The sequence below is a fragment of the Nostoc paludosum FACHB-159 genome, from assembly GCF_014698835.1.
Classification (GTDB): Bacteria; Cyanobacteriota; Cyanobacteriia; order Cyanobacteriales; family Nostocaceae; genus Nostoc; species Nostoc paludosum.
The window spans coordinates 183,047-201,626 of sequence record NZ_JACJTU010000001.1; the positions used below are offsets into that span (position 1 = coordinate 183,047).

The window sequence follows — 18,580 nt, forward strand, 5'->3', positions numbered from 1 at the left end:
TATAATTTCCCTGCTTAATATTTTGTAACCTAAAAACACGCATCGCTTCTCACTACGAGCAAAATTATTTATGCGACTTTAGGCAGAAAGTAGTAATTACTTGGGGGGGTGATGTAGGGGGCAATGTCTACGACGGTCACTGAGCTTGTCGTACCCCTACGGGGAAGCAAGCTACGCGGAGCGTCTCGTAGAGAAGTGCGGGCTAGGCCTACGCGACATCATACCAACAAAATTATTACCAAAGACTGATATAAATAACTTTCTATTTTTTTAATTCTCAAGCTATGGCTTCAAGCTATGTCTACCAATAGCTACACCTATGCCTATTGATTTATTCACAATTCTTGATTTCAAAATTTCGTTTTTTAGATATATTTAGGATTCACATTTAATTTTTGTAAACCTATAACTTGAAGATTTCTTGCCTACTCCCTAACCACAGAAGTAACTTCAAAAATCAAAACCGATTACTATAGATAGTTTTCTTAAGCAGTAAGGCTCACCAATTAATTTACAATTCTTAACTTTGAATATTTCACGTAAAGTTTGTTTTCATTTGAAGTCAACAGATTCTATCGACTGCTAGGCTTTTAAATAAGCAAAGCAATGTTTGAGGCTAATAATTATGCATCTCAACTGCTTAACAAAGCTTAAAAATACCAGAGATAGAGTTAATTTTATACTGAATTAGTTAAACTTTAGGAATCTCGCAAAAGTTATCTTCAGCAACTACACAAATTCCACAAATAGAACTTTCAACTGCGATGATTAATCATTACTCACTTCAATGGATTGAGGCATGGTGCCAAGAAAATGGCTGGACAGATTTATTTGTCGAGCGGCGCAATAACTACTGGGCTTTTCCTCCGGGTTGTGTAATGCCAGAACCAATTCCTGTTCATGTTCTGAGATTGATTAAAGCCGAAAAAGGATTAACTTTTGAAGAACGATTATGGTCTAGCTCAGCAGTAATTTGCACGATCTTTGCTGTTCTTTTTACCTTCTGCTTCCAGTCTCCGATGCCATTAGTTTTGGCTTTCGCTTTTAACGCCGTTACGGTGGCTCAATTGGAACTTGAGGATGCGTAAATTTTTAATTTTGGGCTTTGGTGTTAAAACTGCTCTTGTTTACTTTTGACAAGAGCAGTTGTTATCTTAAGAAAAAGAGACGAAATTAGCATAATTCTGAATTCTGGTTTATGGAATTCCTGCTTGTTGAAAAATTTGTTCTGCTGTAATTTGTAGTCCTTCAAGCAGCGAGTCTTCTAAAATATCTGCACCAATTTTTGTTTGAGGCCGGGCATCAGGATAAAAAATAGTGACTGTTTTAGCTTTTGCATCCAAAACCCAAACTCTCATTACGCCTGCATTCAGGTAATCTGTAGCTTTTGCACTCATTTCTCCAAAACTTTGGTCGGGAGAGATAATTTCAATCGCTAAATCTGGAGGTATGGGGCAAGGTTCATCCTCAATTAAGTCACTGTTAAGCCGAGAGTAGGAGACATAAAGTAAGTCTGGTACTGGCGCCCAGTCTCGACCGCGACGTTTTAAAGTAATTGCCCATTCAATACCAACCTCACCGCGATTTTGTGCCCATTGAGTCAGAAGTATACTCAGGGCAAGGGTTAATCGTGAATGGAATCTTTTTGGTGCCATTTTGGGTTTGAGTTCTCCATCAACCAATTCGTAGGTGATATCTCCTTCACCTCCGGGCAGTGCTAGGAATTTTTCTAGTGTGATTTGAGATTTTACTTGAGTCATGGTCGTTATCTCCCTGTGCAAAATCAGGGTTTGTTTTGAGTTTCAGGAAGCTAGCAGCTTCTGACTTTTCTGGAAATCAAAATTAGCAATTCGATCGCTAATATGCATATTATGACTTCTGAAGACTAGATATATTGAGGCAAATTTAGTAGAAGCAAATGCGATTGATTTTATACAGTAAACCTGGATGTCATCTATGTGAGGGTTTGCAAGAAAAGCTTGAACAAATCCAAAATTTGAGTTTTGAGTTGGAAATTCGAGATATTACGACCCGTGAAGATTGGTTTAGTGCGTATCAGTATGAGGTGCCGGTACTTTTTTTATCGAACCGCAGAGGCGCAGAGGACGCGGAGGAACTTTTGCCGCGTCCTTCTCCTCGTGCTAGCGTGCAAAAATTGGAGGAGATGTTGCGTAAGTATTTAGCCAATTAGAAAAAAATGATGCAGAATAAGCGCAAGAAAAGTTTGTGACGAGGTTCGCAAGATGAAATTGCGGGAATTGCTAACGGCGATAGACAGTGTTGAACAATTACCTAGCCATCCAGCTTTGGAAGATGCGGAGGTTAGGGGTTTGAAGACGAATTCCCATGCTTGTGGTGTGGGAGATTTGTTTATTGGAATGCCAGGAACGCGGGTCGATGGTGGGGAATTTTGGCCTAGTGCGATCGCATCTGGGGCTGTGGCAGCAATTGTCTCTCCCCAAGCAGCACAAAAACATCCTCCTACAGATGAAGCTGTGGTAATTAGCGCCAGTAACATCACTCAAGCTTGTGCCCAGATAGCCAGCGCTTTTTACGGTTATCCAGGGCAAAAACTCAAGCTGGTTGGTGTAACCGGTACCAATGGCAAAACTACAACTACCCATTTAATTGAATTTCTGCTGGCCAAAGCTAATCTAGCTACGGCTTTGATGGGAACTCTCTACACTCGTTGGCCTGGTTTTGAACAAACTGCTGTCCATACAACCCCGTTTGCGGTGGAACTGCAACAGCAGCTAGCTGAAGCTGTAAATGCTGGTAATGAGTTTGGGGTAATGGAAGTTAGTTCCCACGCTTTGGCACAAGGACGAGTGTTGGGCTGTAAATTTGAAGTTGCGGTATTCAGTAATCTTACTCAAGACCATCTCGACTACCACAGAGATATGGAAGATTATTTTGCCGCCAAAGCGTTGTTGTTTAGCCCTGATTATCTCAAGGGAAGGGCGATAATTAACGCTGATGATTCCTACGGTCAGCGCTTAATTGATTCGTTAAATCCAGAGCAAGTTTGGAGTTACAGTGTCAACGACAACAACGCTGATTTATGGATGAGTGACTTAAGTTACGAGCCGAATGGCGTCAGCGGGACTTTGCATACACCAAAAGGTGATGTAGGTTTTCGATCGCCTTTAGTTGGTCAATATAATTTAGAAAATCTTTTAGCAGCGGTAGGAGCAGTTTTACACTTAGGTTTAGATTTGCAATTAGTGGCATCTGTAATACCGGAATTTCCCGGTGTTCCCGGTCGGATGGAACGAGTGCAAATTGCCCCTGGGCAAGATATTAGCGTGATTGTAGATTATGCTCATACTCCAGATAGTTTAGAGAATTTGTTGAAAGCTGCACGTCCGTTTATACCTGGAAAAATGATTTGTGTGTTTGGTTGTGGCGGCGATCGCGATCGCACCAAACGGCCAAAAATGGGTAAAATAGCGGCGGAATTAGCTGATGTGGCAGTAGTGACATCAGATAATCCCCGTACTGAAAACCCAGAACGAATTTTAGAAGATATTTTGGCAGGAATTCCCGAAACAGTGCAGCCAACGGTAATTTGCGATCGGGCGATCGCAATTCGTACCGCTATTTTACAAGCACAACCCGGCGATGGAGTATTACTTGCTGGTAAAGGTCACGAAGACTACCAAATTCTCGGTACTGAAAAAATCCATTTTGATGACCGAGAACACGCACGCGAAGCTTTACAGGCAAGGCTAGCCTAATTTGGGTATTGGGCATTGGGCATTGGGTATGCATTCTCCGCGTCTCCTTGTCCCCGCGTCTCCCTCATCCTCCTAATTCCCCCACTCCCCTCATTTTTCATTGTTCACGTTTCTTACCTTGGAGATTTTGTAAAAAATGCACACATAAAGGTGAAAATCGAAGACAGAATTATTTCTTTGCTTCATCCCTATTGTGCTTGACTCATGAATGTTTCTTTAGCTAAGGATCTGTCTGTTTATCAACTGGTTATGGGAGTGCAAACGCCTCCTAAACCATTGTCCCTCAGTCCAGCTACTCTACTATCTCTGGTGAGAGCGCAAATTGACTTACTCATTGAGCAGCAAATTGCAGCTACTTTATGGGTGAAGCTACCACCAGAAAAAATTTGGCAATTAGAATTAGCCCGTTATCAATCCTCCACGGGTGCGTCTAGTCTCATCTATACTTGCCAAATTGAGGAGAGTAAAGAGGAAGTGGGGACGCAGGGACACGGTGAGGCGCAGAGTAAAGAGGACACGGAGACACGGAGAGAAGTTGGATCGGAGGAAGCCTCCGATCCAAACTTCGGAGGACACGGTGACGCGGAGAGTTCTTTCTCCGCGTCACCGCGTCTCCCAGTCACCGCGTCTTCCTCATCTCTCTATCACGTCCCAGTTTACCTACCACCCGATAGCCAACTGCGACGGGAAAATTTTCTGATGGTGTTGTCTCCCCAGTTTTGTAGTTTAATTTTGGCTCATCGACCTTTGAAAAAACGCAAAAATCAAACTTCTGGGAAAGTAACTACTAATAAAAATCAACCGTTGTTAATTATTACTAGTGTTGAGGGGAGAATAATTCAGCAAGTATTAAATGGTATTCAACAAGCACTTACGCCAGAATCATCCCCAATTATACCTGCTGATTTTATTTGTCCAACTGTGCCTGAACCTGCATTAATGAATCAATTATTGGCAAAACAACTCCTGCGCCAAGATGAAATTAATCGTCAAATAGTCACAGTACGCACCACAAAATTGCACCAGCAAAATCAAGAACTGCACAATAAGGAACAACTAAAAGATGAATACCTGAAAAATGTTTGTCAGGAACTACGTATCCCCTTGACGCATATGAAAACAGCACTCTCGTTATTGAATTCGCCTAATCTCAAACCACCGCAGCGGCAACGTTATTTACAGATGTTAAATACGCAGTGCGATCAGCAAAATTCCTTAATCACTGGTTTGTTAGATCTTGTGCAACTCGAACGTGATTTAGAAGCTACGACTTTAGAATCAGTACGTCTTTCGGATATTGTCCCTGGAGTTGTTAGTACTTACCAACCTGTGGCCCAGGAAAAAGGAATTATGTTAGCTTACACTGTACCTACCGAACTTCCACCTGTTTGGTGCGTCAGTGGTGGGTTGAGGCAAATTGTGATTAATCTGCTGCACAATAGTATTAAGTTTACCCCCAATGGTGGTCAAGTTTGGGTACGTGCCCGTACTCAAGGTGCTCATGTCCAATTAGAATTCCGTGACACAGGTATTGGTATTACTGAAAACGAAATCCCCAAAATTTTTGACCGCTTTTATCGCGTGCGAACAACAGCAGCTGAAGATCAAGGTGGTGCTGGGTTGGGGTTAACAATTGTACAGCAATTGCTATTACGCTGTGGTGGTTCTATTTCTGTGAAAAGTAAAGTAAATGAAGGTTCCACATTTACAGTGCAATTAGCGAGTGTCAGCGATAGTGCAGGAGCGATCGCTACTGCAAATGAGTGATAGAGTAGAATTTACGCCTAATGTGAATTAAATCGGCAGCAAATAAATCCTTTATCTGCGTAAATATCGAAAATAACGCATTTCCCTGCCAGCACACCAACCAGGGGCGACATTTGTGCCAAAGTCATACCAATTCAAAATTCAAAATTCTTGCATTAAGAAAGTCAGAATTAGTAAGGCTTTGGTGGGTTTGCATCTGTCTCATTATTTTAGTGAATTGGTATCACTATATCGCCGCTCGCGCTTGAGCTCCAAAACTAGTAAGGGTTTGGTGTCAATGATGAAATATTTTTCACTCAGCCCATCTAATTGCTCTACCCAACTGCGGCGTAATTTCTCTAACATGAAGCAATTGTGACCGAATTTAATTTACAAATCCAAGAAAATAGTGATGACGCGGGTGTTCGCCTTGACCGCTACCTTTCGCAAGAATTACCAGATTTATCTCGTTCTCGCATTCAACAGTTAATCGAAGAAGGTAATGTCCAACTTAACGGTAAAACTTGTACGTCTAAAAAGATTAATGTAAAGGTAGGCGATCGCATTACTCTAGAAATTCCACAAGCCCAACCTTTAGAACTACAAGCAGAAGATATTCCCCTAGATATCCTCTATGAAGATGACCAATTACTCATTCTCAACAAACCCGCAGGCTTAGTTGTCCATCCTGCACCCGGTCATCCAGATGGCACTTTGGTAAATGCCCTGTTGGCACACTGTCCCAATTTACCAGGAATCGGGGGAGTGCAACGTCCGGGAATTGTCCATCGCTTGGATAAGGATACAACAGGAGCGATCGCGATCGCCAAAACAGAAGTTGCTCATCATCACCTCCAAGCACAACTCAAAGCAAAAACAGCACGTCGAGAATACTTAGGTGTAGTTTACGGTGCGCCAAAAGTTGAAAGTGGCACAATTGACTTACCTATTGGTCGCCATCCCCAAGACCGTAAAAAAATGGCTATCATACCTGTTGAACAAGGCGGACGACCAGCGGTCACTCATTGGCAAGTACTAGAACGCCTCGGTAATTACACTTTAATCCACTTTCAACTAGAAACCGGGCGCACCCATCAAATTCGCGTCCACAGCGCCAAAATCGGTCATCCGATTGTTGGCGACCCTATTTATGGTTCTGGTCGTTCAGTGGGAGTCAATTTGCCAGGTCAAGCACTGCACGCTTGGCGACTTAAATTACAGCATCCCATATCTGGAGAAATGATTGAAGTCACAGCAACTCCTCCTAGCCAATTTACCAAACTTTTGGAGATGCTAAAAAAACGAAGCGATCGCACTTAAGTACCCAAGATGTGACCGAAAACCTTATTCTTGTGTAGCGGTAATTCATATAGACGCCCAGCAGCCACTCTGCGAGAACGCTTTGGGCGAACCCGCAGGGTATTACCGTCACTTTCGTTATCTTTTGCCTAAGTCCTGTGCAAAAAAAGCGCGGATGGGTAGGTGTTGGCACGAGACTGAGTACAAAAATGGCTGTATTCTGGTATATGTAAGCATTTGAGAAGTACCCTATTTCTCAACCATCCGCGCACCTTTTCTAGACGGGCTTTCAATCATTTACATATAGCCAAATTACAAACCCTCGTGTTATGATTTTTCAATTCGCGCAACCGAACCTCGAAAACCAAATAGGACAAAGCTTTCAGACGCAAGCGATTGCAATTAACTAAAATCCCTATTACGGATTGAAACATCTCTCGCCCTGCATTACCGTTTCTGTCTAACGCATTGCAATTAACTAAAATCCCTATTAGGGATTGAAACAATTTGACCGAGAAAGAATTATTGATAGTTTGGGCATTGCAATTAACTAAAATCCCTATTAGGGATTGAAACCTTTGCTCCTGCTGGAATTGGAAAATCCAGAGTAAAATTGCAATTAACTAAAATCCCTATTAGGGATTGAAACCAGCAGCCGAGATTGGCGCATTGCCACAGCCAAATATTGCAATTAACTAAAATCCCTATTAGGGATTGAAACAGCCGCAGCACAGTGAGTAATATGTGCAATAAACATTGCAATTAACTAAAATCCCTATTAGGGATTGAAACACGACACGCGCCTAATTCAAGACTACTTAGGGCACATTGATTGCAATTAACTAAAATCCCTATTAGGGATTGAAACAATGGTGGTTATGCTGTTACCTCTCAGTGGTCTAATATTGCAATTAACTAAAATCCCTATTAGGGATTGAAACAATGAAACAGCTTGCGAATGCGTGATTTGTAGCAATTGCAATTAACTAAAATCCCTATTAGGGATTGAAACATTCCGCACTGAGCATATTCTCGATCGAGTGACATTGCAATTAACTAAAATCTCTATTAGGGATTGAAACGCAACATCCTCTAATCTGTACATCTAAACAAACGATTAGCGTGCATCAGACATGGGATAGAGTCTGCTTCACTAGTTAAACCTAAATGAAACTCCTACATAACCCAGGACTAATGCACGCTATCAAATAATCAAACAGATTTACTAGCTAGCGGTTGAGCAAAAATCGTTACTTGATTCCTGCTAGTTGGCGATAAGGTACATCCCTTTCGATATCGATGTTGAATGACGAAACTCTTTGTGGAGCATTGCCAGTTGCATTGATACTCTGTGCCAAAGCCAAGAAATTAGCTGGATCGCCAGCTTTGGGCTTTTGTTCTTGGGGGATGAACCGACGTACTTCTACCTGCCAAATAATTTGGGGGAAGCCCAGTTTAGCGCGGTAGTAATCGTCATATCGTGGAGATTTGATGTTGAAAGGCAACTCACCTTGAGCGCGAGATGGTAAGACTCGACGCCGCTGATAAGGCACTGTAGAGTATCCAAAATTGCTGAGGTACTCTTCAGAGTCGAGTATTTGGTCGATAAAGCCTTTAATACCTTTGGTAGCAACTACAATTGACCAAGCGATTTTTTCTCGCTCGTTGTATACGTCGCGTCCCAGAACTCTTTGTACTACTTGCTCAACAAAGCGGTAGTTGCTGTTGAGGTCGTAAAAGCTTCTCTTAAAGGTATTGGAAAGCACCAACCCACGAATAAAGTCCCGCACTGTAATCTGTCCATTACGGAGTTGGGATTCTAAGTAGGTTTCGCGATCGGCAGCAAACGCATAGAAGAAAAGTTGACGATATGCTGCTTCGATCAGATCGTTAAAATCTGAGGGAGAAAGCAGATTGTCTGTAGAATAAATTCTGGGTTGTTCATCACCCGGTACTTCGTATGCTTCTACACGCTGGTTTTGACTTGAAGGTGCGTATTCTAACAGAGGAAGTGTCACTCTAAAGCCTCCATGCTCTTAACTAAAGTTAACAACTTTAAATCACATATTAAGGGACGTAGTTGGATCAGAACCTGAGATTCTGATAAAGTTTCACGAAACTTAACCAAGAGTGGTTCAGTATTCGTAAGAAATAGCGCTGAACTGGTGGATTTAGCCCACTACTAGCTTCAGCGACACGCTGCGGTTTTCAGCTTCATGACTTGTTGACATCTCCTACACTGTTTGCAAAGCATACGGTGTAAGGTTCTCAGCTAATCCAGCTAGTATTCAGGATATGCTGAAGCTCACTTTCAAGTCCAAGAAATGCCCCACCGCAGATTATAAATTTATTACCCGATCGCGTTTTTTTTTGGATTTAGCTAAATTAAGTAGAAGCTTTGTTCACATAATTCAGATTAGGAGATTCAGTTTCACTTTTTTGAACTGAGGCAATATTTTTTAACATTTCGCAAAAGAATTTAATGAAGAATGGGTATTCGGTATGGGAAAAGGACACGGGGACACGTAGAAGGAAGAGAATAGAGGGATAAAGACAAAGATTTACTGCAACTCTTCTCCTCATCTCCATGCCCCATGCCCTATGCCCCATGCCCTATGCCCCACTCCCTTTACCTACCCAAAATTCCAGGGGATCTATGGTTGACTGACAGTAAGGCCAGCTACGCAAGGTTGCTTCCATTCCTGCTTCCCATAATGGTGGTTCTAATCCCAGTCCCAAACACAGATGAGACAGAATATTAGCAAACTGCTGATTGTGACCATAGTCTCCAAGATGGGCATGAGCATATTCATGGACGACGATACCGAACCAGTCTTTAGGTGCAACTCGACCCACATCTACCAAAATGGTGATCGGGTTTGTAAGAATGTTGCACAAACCGTCAATACCGAAAGATTGAGCGATGGGTACTGCAAAAATTTGGATTTGGCGGCGTTCTTCGGGATGAAAGCACTGATGACAGGCTTCCAAATAGGTGTCGATCGCGGCGTTAACGCTGTTAATGTTTTTGCCGATCCAAGTGCAAATGGCAATGCGATCGCGTAGGTTATCGAATACATCCACCATACCTGGTTCTAGGGCAAATCCCTGTACCAGATGTAGATAATCTCGCCCACGATTAAAAGCATCGGTCTGCTTGAGAATCATTCACCAGCCTAAAACAGAATAAAACTGTTGTTTAGAAGTTACCTCTTGTGTATTGGAAACTTCTAAAGAAGACTCAATGCGGGTTTCAGTGCAAAACGATGCTGTGCTGAAGCCGCCAAACCTTTTGACTGTACTGCTTCGCAGTCTAATATTCGGGCCGCCGAACCAAAATCGCTCAATGGAACTCATTGTTTCGTATTCGGTTGTTAATACGAGTCCATCTTCATCGTCCATGTGAAAAAGACCGACCACGGGTACAATTTCCGCGTAGCCTCTTTCGCGGAGTAATTTGCCTTGCCTTGGGTTATCGGCATCAGGCACGATCGCAAATATGGTTTTCCCTTGATGATTCTCTTCATCCTCTCTATCCCAAGCCATTGTGCCTAGCCAACGCACCCGCGATCCTCCTATTGAAAGGGCTGGGTCTATCTGATGATACTGGCACAGCTCAATGATTTCTGGGTGATCGGCAGCCAGAGTTTCCACTTCTATGTCTGATTCACCTGTCTCTGAGCGTTTGAACGCCAGGTGATGGGTTACACGTTGCGATCGCCATTTGCCAGCACTTAGCTGAAAAAATTCCATTGCGTCTATCAATCTTCTGACTCCTACCTTTGACTCCTGCGGACGATGTTTACCTTGCTTTTTGTTTTTAAAGTTGTTGGTATATAAACATTCTAAACATTACAACCATCAGCGTTTAGCTTCAATAAACTCCTGGCAAAGGAACAGACAAACATGTTTTTTAGTAATTGTAAATTTTTGTAATATTAATTTTTTATGGCTTGACAATGTGGACATTTTGATATCTCAATGTTAGACTTATATAAAGTGATGTATACAACGTGCTACCCCTAAGCCTTCACAGTACCAGTAACAGCAAGCACCTTCGATTCAGCTAATTAGAGGAGTGAATCCTATGGAATTCCCCATCGAACTAACCTTAGAGCAACAGTTTCGCCTACAAAACTTGAAAGCCCAAGTACAGACTTTGAGCCAAGAAGAAGCTCAAGAATTCTTGTTGGAAGTTTTACGTCAGATGATGGTGAAAGATAATTTGGTCAAGCATCTGCTTAAACAAGCCTAAGCCACTAAAAAAAGAATATTTTTCCTTAAGACTTACGCTGTGGCTGCATAAGTCTTAATTTTTTTTTGCATGGGGCATGGGGCATGGGGCATTGAGAATGCTGAGTACAGAGTGCTGGTAGCTTTCTTCTCTACGAGAGGCTCCGCCAACACGAACGGGACGTTGAACCAGTGGTCTGCCCTATGCCCCATGCCCTATGCCCAAAGAAATATTACAGATTATTACTTTCTCTCTCATAGAAAAGACTAGGGTACTATTAATCCCCTATGTTTTACTTTGGCTACTCGCAGTTCATCTGACGAAACTAGGCCACAAATAATATCCGCCATTTGTGAATATTAAGGAGAACTCATGGTTCTTGATGCTTTTTCCAGAGCTGTAATTACAGCAGATGCTAAAGGTGCTGCTATTGGTGGTGCTGACTTAGATGCTCTCAAAGGTTTTATTGCTGCGGGCAACAAGCGCCTTGATGCTGTCAATGCGATCGCCAGCAACGCTAGCTGTGCTGTTTCTGATGCCATTGCTGGAATAGCTTGCGAAAACACTGGTTTGCTTCAACCCGGCGGTAACTTGTACCCCACTCGTCGCCACGCTGCTTGTCTGCGTGATACCGAAATCATCCTGCGCTACGTAACCTATGCGTTGTTGGCTGGTGATTCTTCCGTATTGGACGATCGTGCTATCAACGGACTAAAAGAAACCTACACAGCTCTGGGAGTTCCCATTAGCTCCACTGTACGTGCTATTCAAATCCTCAAAGCTATCGCTGTTGCTCACATCACCAACACCAACACCGAAGCTAATGCTGGGCCTAAGTTCCGCAAATTGGATGTTATCCAAGGCGACTGCTCTGCTCTAGCTGCTGAAGCTGCTAGTTACTTCGATCGCGTTATTTCTGCTCTGAGCTAATAGCTCACAGTTAACGGCTATTTAGCCAAACGAAGTGAAATCAAAACCCGATCAAATCCCATCTGGAGTATAAAAAGCAATGAAATCAGTTATCACCACAGTTGTTACATCTGCTGATGCAGCAGGCCGTTTCCCCAGCACCTCTGACCTAGAATCCGTTCAAGGTAGCATTCAACGTGCTACTGCTCGTCTAGAAGCTGCTGAAAAGCTAGCTTCTGGTCTGGATGCTGTAGCTAAAGAAGGTTATGATGCAGCTTTCAAAAAATATCCTTACTTGACCCAAGCAGGTGAAGCTGGCGACACCCAAGTTAAGAAAGACAAGTGCCTCCGCGACATCAAGCACTACCTACGCTTGATCAACTACAGCTTAGTTGTTGGTGGTACCGGCCCATTGGATGAGTGGGGTATTGCAGGCGCTCGCGAAACATATCGCTCTTTAGGTCTGCCTACCGCTCCCTACGTTACCGCATTGACCTACACCCGCGATCGCGCTTGCTCTCCTCGCGACTTGTCTCCTCAAGCGTTGACTGAGTTCCGCGCTCTCCTCGACTACGTAATCAACTCCTTGTCATAATACGCGGATTGATTAGCCGAGCGACCGTTGCACTCTAAAACTAGGGACTCTGGGTCTATTGCTTTGCCTAAATGAGGTTGAGCGATGGACTTAGAGTCCCTCAGTTGTTATTGAAAGAATTCAGAACTCAGAATTCAGGAGTAGGAGTGATACTAAGTTGCGTTCAAATAGAATATTTATACTCCCTACTCGCAGCCTAAATTACTATCTTTGACTAGAACTCAATTTTTTATTATGACGACAGATTCTCTATTTGAACAGTTAAAACACCCTAACCCAAATCTGCGGGAACGAGCTATGTGGCAACTAGCCGAAGTCCGCGATGAAAATACTATTCCTCGATTGATGAGTATTTTGGATGATGAAGATGTGACCTATCGTCGAGCTGCGGTAAAGGCTTTGGGTGCCGTTGGTGTAGATGCTGTGCCAGCACTGGTAGAGTTATTGCTCAATAGTGATAACGCAACGGTTCGGGGCAGTTGTGCTAAAGCTTTGGCACAGGTCGCCGCCAACCATCCAGACGTACCTTTCCCAGAAGAGGGCTTGCAAGGATTAAAAACAGCACTCAACGATCCAAATGGTGTTGTATATATTGCATCTGTGATGGCTCTGGGCGAGATTGGTTCTCCTGCCTTTGAAATTTTAACTGAAGCTTTGAAAACCACAGATAATGTTGCGGTAGCTGTGGCGATTGTAAATGCACTTGGTTCAATGGGCGATGTCAGAGGCGTAGAAGTGCTGACAGCATTGACTAACGATGAAACTGTCGATTCGTATGTTCGGGAGTCAGCGGTGAGTGCCTTACCTCGATTAGATCAGGTGATTAAATATAGCAGAAAGTAGCGTTCTACAACTGCTTTAATTAATATCTACGAAGAACAAAAGTATACTCCCTCTTTATTCCTAACTTTTGCGATCGCCTAATTTTTCAGTAGATTAGCAATAGACTATCTCAAGAACATTTTATGACTTCTTTGGAAGCGTCAGTTGAGAATTTGGTACTAGTTGCTGGTGCTACTGGTGGAGTAGGACAACTTGTGGTAGGCAAGTTGTTGGAAAAAGGTGTTAGGGTTCGTGTTCTGACACGGAATGCCGCCAAAGCTGAAAAAATGTTTAATCAGCAAGTGGAAATTGTTGTTGGTGATACCCGCCAGCCCGCTACACTTAGTGCTGCAATATCAAATGTCACCCAGATTATATGTTGTACTGGAACCACAGCCTTTCCCTCTGCCAGATGGGAGTTTGAGGAATCCCCAAACTTGATTGAATGGGGTTTAACTTTTCTTAACCCCCAATCTAGCCAAGCCAAAGCAAAGAATAGTCCAGCAAAAATCGATGCCCAAGGTGTCAGCAACCTAGTAGCAGCAGCGCCTCAGAATTTGCAGCGATTCGTTTTCGTCTCCTCCTGCGGCATTCTCCGTAAAAATCAGTTTCCTTTTAGCGTCCTCAATGCATTCGGCGTCTTGGATGCCAAACAAAAGGGCGAAGAGTCCATCATTAATTCAGGATTACCCTACACTATTATCCGCCCAGGACGCCTTATTGACGGGCCTTATACTTCATACGACCTCAACACCCTCCTAAGGGCAAAAACAGGCGGTAAATCCGCTGTGGTACTTGGCACAGGTGATACACTTGTAGGTGATGCCAGCCGAATTGATGTAGCAAACGCTTGTGTCGAGTGTCTTTTTTACCCAAGTACTTCCAGGAAAATTTTTGAAATAGTCAATAAAGGACAAAGACCAGCTGCGATCGACTGGGAAACTCTTTTTTCCGGGCTTGAGTAAGTGGGGAGATGGGGAGACTAGGGGACTAGGGGACTAGGGAATAAACCCTACATACATCCCTTTCCCCTTTTCCCCTTACCCTTTCCCCTTTTCCCTACCCGAAGGGTTTTGCCCCATGCCCAATTGCCATCTGTAATTTGTTACCTCTAAAGACGGCAAACACCACTCAGATGTTACGGTTCACCCTAATTACTGAAAGTATTAATTCTCATACATTAGACGAAGTAGAAGCAAATCAATCCATGAATTAACTTAAAAACTATTGAGTTAGTTTAACCGTCCCCACCAAGGTTCGGTAAACCACCCTTCATGGATCTCAATATATATATCAGCATAGTCTGGAGTCTTAATCCCCAGAAAAAGCCAAATTAAGGTATTAATGCTGAACTGGCTGATTTCTTAACCCTGTTGGTTGAAAATTTAGTCCTTAATATTCTCATTCATTCATTTGTAGTTATACGGAGCCAGCACCTAAAATGGCAAAAGTAGTTGGAATTGACTTAGGTACAACGAACTCCTGCGTGGCAGTGATGGAAGGTGGTAAACCCACAGTTATTGCTAATGCGGAAGGTTTTCGGACAACACCATCAGTGGTTGCATTTGCCAAAAATGGCGATCGCTTGGTTGGTCAAATCGCCAAACGTCAAGCGGTGATGAACCCCGAAAATACGTTTTACTCTGTCAAGCGCTTTATTGGACGCCGCTTTGACGAAGTTACCAAGGAGACTACTGAAGTTTCTTACAAAGTCCTTAGCAGCGGCGGCAATGTCAAGCTAGACTCACCAGGCGCTGGTAAGCAATTTGCCCCTGAAGAAATTTCTGCACAAGTTCTCCGCAAACTGGTTGAAGACGCTAGCAAATACCTGGGTGAAACTGTAACCCAAGCAGTAATCACAGTTCCAGCATACTTCAATGACTCCCAACGGCAAGCGACAAAAGACGCTGGTAAAATCGCAGGGATTGAAGTTCTGCGGATTATCAACGAACCTACAGCCGCTTCTCTAGCTTATGGGTTTGATAAAAAGAGCAACGAAACAATTCTAGTATTTGACCTTGGTGGTGGTACCTTCGACGTATCCGTACTAGAAGTAGGCGATGGAGTTTTTGAAGTGTTAGCCACATCAGGTGATACCCACCTTGGTGGTGACGACTTTGATAAAAAAATAGTTGACTTCCTAGCTGAGAAGTTTAAGAAAGACGAAGGCATCGATCTACGCAAAGATAAACAAGCTTTACAACGTTTGACTGAAGCCGCAGAGAAAGCAAAAATTGAACTTTCTAGCGTCACCCAAGCAGAAATCAACTTACCATTTATCACCGCTACTCAGGACGGGCCTAAGCACCTCGATACAACCCTGACCCGTGCTAAATTTGAAGAACTTTGCTCTGACTTAATCGACCGTTGCCGTATCCCCGTGGAAAACGCTCTCCGGGATGCCAAGTTAAGCAAAAGCGATATCGATGAAGTAGTGTTAGTTGGTGGTTCTACCCGCATTCCCGCAGTCCAACAGATTGTCAAGCAGGTATTGGGTAAAGACCCCAACCAAAGTGTTAACCCTGATGAAGTTGTGGCAGTTGGCGCAGCAATTCAAGCAGGTGTATTAGCTGGTGATGTTACTGGCATCTTGTTGTTAGATGTAACACCGCTATCTTTGGGTGTTGAAACATTGGGCGGTGTGATGACCAAAATTATCCCCCGCAACACCACAATTCCCACCAAGAAGTCTGAAGTGTTCTCCACCGCTGTGGATGGTCAAACCAACGTAGAAATTCACGTTCTTCAAGGCGAACGCGAATTCTCTACCGATAACAAGAGTTTGGGAACCTTCCGCCTTGATGGAATTCCTCCCGCACCACGTGGCGTCCCCCAAATCGAAGTTGTGTTCGACATCGACGCTAACGGTATCCTCAACGTCACTGCCAAAGACAAAGGTACTGGCAAAGAACAGTCCATCAGCATTACTGGTGCTTCCACACTGGATAAAAATGACGTTGACCGCATGGTCAGAGAAGCTGAACAAAACGCTTCAACTGACAAAGAACGACGCGAGAAAATTGAACGCAAGAATCAAGCCGACTCTTTGGCATACCAAGCCGAGAAGCAGCTACAAGAATTGGGCGATAAAGTTCCCGCTGCTGACAAGACAAAAGTCGATGGTTTGGTGAAAGAACTGCGGGAAGCAATTGCTAAAGATGACGATGAGCAAATCAAGAAGCTGACCCCAGAATTGCAACAAGCACTATTCGCCGTTGGTAGCAACATCTATCAACAAGCTGGTGGCGGTGCTGCACCTGGCGCTGAACCTCAAGATGGTAGTTCTTCTTCTGCTGGTAGTGGTGATGATGTAATTGACGCTGATTTTACAGAAAGCAAATAATTCTCCTATTTCTTGGGGAAGATTATTTTGTCCCATTTCATATTGTCCATCCAAGGTTTTTCTTGGGTGGGATTTTTTTTTAGAAGTTAGAAGTTAAAAGTTAAGAGTTAAGAGTCAGAAATAATAGTGCTAATTTTTAACTAGAAATTTAAACTTTATTTTTAACTCCTCACTCCTAACTCTCAACTCCTAACTTTCTTATGCCTTATCCTCAAGCACCTTGGACACTGCAAGGCTACGCTATCCAAACTCTGCATTTGGTAAATATTGACCGAGTGCGTCCTTTAATTCCCTCAGAATTAGAAATTATTTCTGTGTGGCCTGGTAAAACCATTGGTAGTGCGTATTTGGCTAATTATGGGTCAGGCTCAGTATTGGAGTACAACGAGTTAATTGTTGCCCCAGCTTTGGTTTATCACCAAACGAAAATCGGCCCTTGGATTTCGCACATTTATGTAGATAATGCTGATTCTGTAGCTGGCGGTCGAGAAATTTGGGGGCTACCGAAGGAACTAGCTGAGTTTACCCTGGAAAGAGAATATGCTAGTGTGCATCAAGGAAACCAGAAACTCTGTAGTTTTAACTATAATCAACAAAGCTGGGTATGGCCTGTGCAATTAGGCGCGTCTGCTTTCAGCACCAAGGGTAGTGATTTGCTCATATTCTCCGCTGAATTTGAGTCTTTCTTGGGCTTGATTAGTTCTCAGTTAGAAATCCCTGCTGCAAGTCCTTTTTCTGAAATAGGTTTAGGCCGGCCTTGGTTAACTGTACGTCATCAGCAGATGAATTTGCGAGTTCATCCGCCAAAAGTCCTTGGTGAAATACACATTTAGCCATTTTCAGATTCAGAACAGTAGTAAGCTGATTTTTGGCAACAAGTTGCTTTTAATCTATTTCGGCCAAAATCCGGAATACTCGATTTTGATTGTGTAGCTCTCTATTAGCAAAAACAGCAAACAGAAGCTATTCAGTCCAAAATTTAAGGAATAAATTATATTGCCTATCAAATCTAGTAATTTTTAAAATTCAAATATTTCCTCAATTAACAAGCTTGAGAAAACGACACAACCAATTAACTTGCCCTACTGTTAGTTAACAGTAGGGTTTTTTGTATTGATTAAAAAAATTGGCGTTGCTGAATTGCAATATTAATCAAAATGTAGAGACGTTGCAATTGCTAGTCTCTACAGGATTTTGATATCATGCACAATCGTTTTCATACATGAAATCAGCAACGCCAAAAAATAAAATAATGCAACAAATACATTGAAAAGGTTAGCACAGCAGTAATACGCTACCGTCGATGTGTTGCAAAGATTGTTTTAATTGTATTACATCTAAGTTTTGAATTCTGTTTTAACTTTTTTCTAAAGACTTGCATAAAAAACCAAATCTCGGATGATAACACTATACAACCAAAAAATTAAACCTTTATTACTTAAACTCAGGAGAAACAGAAATGAAATTATTAGAAAATACTCGTGTTGCTCAACTTCCTATGCAGCTAATTGAATCCTCTAATACTTCTGAAATTGCCGGTTTTAAATCTGCTCAACCAAAACTGACAATGATTTGGGTACAAGAATCGCACGAAGGACGCCGGAGTATGGTTGCAAAATGGCTAGTCGGTAAATAGCGATGTCTCTGGACTCGCGGCTGGTGGTTTACACATTCCGCATATACAGCAATTTGCAGAAGAAACTATTTTAGAGTAGTACAGATAACTGTGCTACTCTATTTATCTTCAGTAACTTACTTAAAAGACTTACAGATATAATAAATAATATTTGCACGCGCACACCACTAAAGATTATTGGTAAAGTATTGGCAATTACCATATAATCTGAAATTACTTGATAAATTGTTAAGTATACGAAGAAAATTAGCTGTAACGA

At 42.7% G+C, this 18,580-nt stretch carries 18 protein-coding genes and 1 CRISPR repeat array; of the genes, 13 read left to right on the forward strand and 5 right to left on the reverse strand.

The annotated features are described in order from the left end of the window. Nucleotides 1-764: 764 nt before the first annotated feature. On the forward strand, nucleotides 765-1,088 hold the full coding sequence (locus H6H03_RS00755; protein WP_190953174.1) for a slr1957 family protein: 324 nt from the start codon (nucleotides 765-767) through the stop codon (nucleotides 1,086-1,088). Between the two features lie 108 nt (nucleotides 1,089-1,196). Here the strand turns inward: H6H03_RS00755 and H6H03_RS00760 are convergent, their stop codons facing one another. After that, nucleotides 1,197-1,760: a Uma2 family endonuclease gene (locus H6H03_RS00760; protein ID WP_190953175.1), complete on the reverse strand. Its 564-nt coding sequence runs from the start codon at nucleotides 1,758-1,760 to the stop codon at nucleotides 1,197-1,199. 158 nt (nucleotides 1,761-1,918) lie between these two features. Between H6H03_RS00760 and H6H03_RS00765 the strand changes: the two genes are divergently transcribed. The 4 genes from H6H03_RS00765 (at nucleotide 1,919) to H6H03_RS00780 (ending at nucleotide 6,803) form a co-directional block, all read left to right on the forward strand. After that, nucleotides 1,919-2,191: a glutaredoxin family protein gene (locus H6H03_RS00765; RefSeq protein WP_190953176.1), complete on the forward strand. Its 273-nt coding sequence runs from the start codon at nucleotides 1,919-1,921 to the stop codon at nucleotides 2,189-2,191. Nucleotides 2,192-2,243: 52 nt separating this feature from the next. After that, nucleotides 2,244-3,737 (forward strand): UDP-N-acetylmuramoyl-L-alanyl-D-glutamate--2,6-diaminopimelate ligase, encoded by a 1,494-nt coding sequence (locus H6H03_RS00770; RefSeq protein WP_190953177.1) that lies wholly within the window; start codon nucleotides 2,244-2,246, stop codon nucleotides 3,735-3,737. 204 nt (nucleotides 3,738-3,941) lie between these two features. Further along, nucleotides 3,942-5,504 carry a DICT sensory domain-containing protein gene (locus H6H03_RS00775; RefSeq protein WP_190953178.1) on the forward strand — a complete coding sequence of 521 codons (1,563 nt, stop codon included), beginning with the start codon at nucleotides 3,942-3,944 and terminating at the stop codon, nucleotides 5,502-5,504. A gap of 354 nt (nucleotides 5,505-5,858) precedes the next feature. Further along, nucleotides 5,859-6,803, forward strand: a complete 945-nt coding sequence (locus H6H03_RS00780; RefSeq protein WP_390841550.1) for an RluA family pseudouridine synthase — start codon at nucleotides 5,859-5,861, stop codon at nucleotides 6,801-6,803. 374 nt (nucleotides 6,804-7,177) lie between these two features. Continuing rightward, a CRISPR array of direct repeats spans nucleotides 7,178-7,865; the repeat unit is 38 nt; unit sequence ATTGCAATTAACTAAAATCCCTATTAGGGATTGAAACA. A gap of 167 nt (nucleotides 7,866-8,032) precedes the next feature. Here the strand turns inward: H6H03_RS00780 and H6H03_RS00785 are convergent. The 3 genes from H6H03_RS00785 to H6H03_RS00795 all read right to left on the reverse strand — a co-directional run bounded on the left by H6H03_RS00785 (nucleotide 8,033) and on the right by H6H03_RS00795 (nucleotide 10,544). Further along, entirely contained in the window at nucleotides 8,033-8,800 is a 768-nt protein-coding gene (locus tag H6H03_RS00785; protein WP_190953179.1) for a phycobilisome rod-core linker polypeptide, read from the reverse strand. A 595-nt stretch (nucleotides 8,801-9,395) separates the two neighbouring features. After that, the gene (locus H6H03_RS00790; protein ID WP_190953180.1) at nucleotides 9,396-9,950 is read right to left on the reverse strand and encodes a hypothetical protein; all 555 of its coding nucleotides are present in this window, start codon (nucleotides 9,948-9,950) and stop codon (nucleotides 9,396-9,398) included. Further along, nucleotides 9,951-10,544, reverse strand: coding sequence for a phycobiliprotein lyase (locus H6H03_RS00795; protein WP_190953547.1), 594 nt, complete (start codon nucleotides 10,542-10,544; stop codon nucleotides 9,951-9,953). A gap of 325 nt (nucleotides 10,545-10,869) precedes the next feature. On the opposite strand from H6H03_RS00795, the gene H6H03_RS00800 reads away from it, so the two are divergent. Next, nucleotides 10,870-11,037, forward strand: coding sequence for an NblA/ycf18 family protein (locus H6H03_RS00800; RefSeq protein ID WP_190953181.1), 168 nt, complete (start codon nucleotides 10,870-10,872; stop codon nucleotides 11,035-11,037). A 32-nt stretch (nucleotides 11,038-11,069) separates the two neighbouring features. Here H6H03_RS00800 and H6H03_RS00805 read toward each other — a convergent pair whose 3' ends face one another. After that, on the reverse strand, nucleotides 11,070-11,228 hold the full coding sequence (locus H6H03_RS00805; protein WP_190953182.1) for a hypothetical protein: 159 nt from the start codon (nucleotides 11,226-11,228) through the stop codon (nucleotides 11,070-11,072). A 160-nt stretch (nucleotides 11,229-11,388) separates the two neighbouring features. Between H6H03_RS00805 and H6H03_RS00810 the strand changes: the two genes are divergently transcribed. From H6H03_RS00810 to H6H03_RS00840, 7 genes are all read left to right on the forward strand, one after another. After that, on the forward strand, nucleotides 11,389-11,946 hold the full coding sequence (locus H6H03_RS00810; RefSeq protein ID WP_190953183.1) for a bleomycin hydrolase: 558 nt from the start codon (nucleotides 11,389-11,391) through the stop codon (nucleotides 11,944-11,946). 79 nt (nucleotides 11,947-12,025) lie between these two features. Beyond that, nucleotides 12,026-12,520, forward strand: a complete 495-nt coding sequence (locus tag H6H03_RS00815; protein WP_190953184.1) for a bleomycin hydrolase — start codon at nucleotides 12,026-12,028, stop codon at nucleotides 12,518-12,520. Nucleotides 12,521-12,754: 234 nt separating this feature from the next. Then, entirely contained in the window at nucleotides 12,755-13,363 is a 609-nt protein-coding gene (locus tag H6H03_RS00820; RefSeq protein WP_190953185.1) for a HEAT repeat domain-containing protein, read from the forward strand. 122 nt (nucleotides 13,364-13,485) lie between these two features. Next, nucleotides 13,486-14,307: an SDR family oxidoreductase gene (locus tag H6H03_RS00825; protein ID WP_190953186.1), complete on the forward strand. Its 822-nt coding sequence runs from the start codon at nucleotides 13,486-13,488 to the stop codon at nucleotides 14,305-14,307. A gap of 476 nt (nucleotides 14,308-14,783) precedes the next feature. Further along, entirely contained in the window at nucleotides 14,784-16,685 is a 1,902-nt protein-coding gene (gene dnaK, locus H6H03_RS00830) for a molecular chaperone DnaK (protein WP_190953187.1), read from the forward strand. Between the two features lie 200 nt (nucleotides 16,686-16,885). Next, on the forward strand, nucleotides 16,886-17,518 hold the full coding sequence (locus H6H03_RS00835) for an acetoacetate decarboxylase family protein (RefSeq protein ID WP_190953188.1): 633 nt from the start codon (nucleotides 16,886-16,888) through the stop codon (nucleotides 17,516-17,518). Nucleotides 17,519-18,144: 626 nt separating this feature from the next. Continuing rightward, on the forward strand, nucleotides 18,145-18,321 hold the full coding sequence (locus tag H6H03_RS00840; RefSeq protein WP_190953189.1) for a hypothetical protein: 177 nt from the start codon (nucleotides 18,145-18,147) through the stop codon (nucleotides 18,319-18,321). Nucleotides 18,322-18,580: the final 259 nt, after the last annotated feature.